The sequence below is a fragment of the Protofrankia sp. Cr1 genome (genome assembly GCF_963555865.1).
GTDB lineage: Bacteria > Actinomycetota > Actinomycetes > Frankiales > Frankiaceae > Protofrankia.
Genome location: NZ_CAUVXO010000347.1, coordinates 5,986 through 6,698, shown reverse-complemented (window position 1 = coordinate 6,698; position 713 = coordinate 5,986). Strand labels below are relative to the sequence as shown.

The 713-nt window shown below is 67.0% G+C and carries 1 pseudogene; it reads left to right on the top strand.

The features are described from left to right. Positions 1-506 (top strand): annotated as a pseudogene (locus U9980_RS20930) (hypothetical protein); the annotation flags it as partial. Positions 507-713: the final 207 nt, after the last annotated feature.

Sequence of the window (713 nt, the reverse complement as noted above, 5' to 3'; positions counted from 1 at the left end):
ACGTCCCGGTCGATACAGACGACGCCTGGACGGTTCTGGAGCAGGACCGCGACCGCGAGGGGTACGTCAGCGTCGACAGCGGGTGTGCCGACGATTTCGTCTTCGACGGGAAGGACCCTGCTCTCGCCGATGTGGTCCCGGTGCGGACCGCCCGACCCGTACCGGGCGAGCTGTCTGACCAGTCCCACGGGCTCCTGCCCGGCTCGGTCGCGCTCGCCCAGCTGACGGCCTCCGGTGGGTTCGGGTCCTTTTCCGTCCTGATGCCGACCGCGGATACCGCAGCCCGGCGGGACAATCTCAAAGAGATCGTGGGGATCGGCCCGGTTGTGGAGGCGCGCCTTTACGCGTTCGGCATCGCGAGCTTCCGCCAGCTTGCCGAGCTCGACGAGGACGGCGTCGACAGCCTTGTCCGGGTACTCGACGGGTTTGGTGACCGGCTTGTCTCGGACGACTGGGTGGGCCAGGCGCGCTCCCTGTACGAGCGCCACCACGGAAACGTGGCCTGATCCGGTGTGCGCGTCGCCCGTTGCGTGCGTGCCTGATCGCATCCACGTCTCGCCAACGCGGCGCACAAGCGGAGCTGTGCTGACGGAGTGTCACCAGCGGATTGTTTTCGATGGTGGCGGTCGCGCTGGCGGTCGCGGTGGGCGTTTCCCCGGTTCATTGAAACGGTCAGATTAACGGCTGTCTCACTCCATGATTGCGGCTACCCG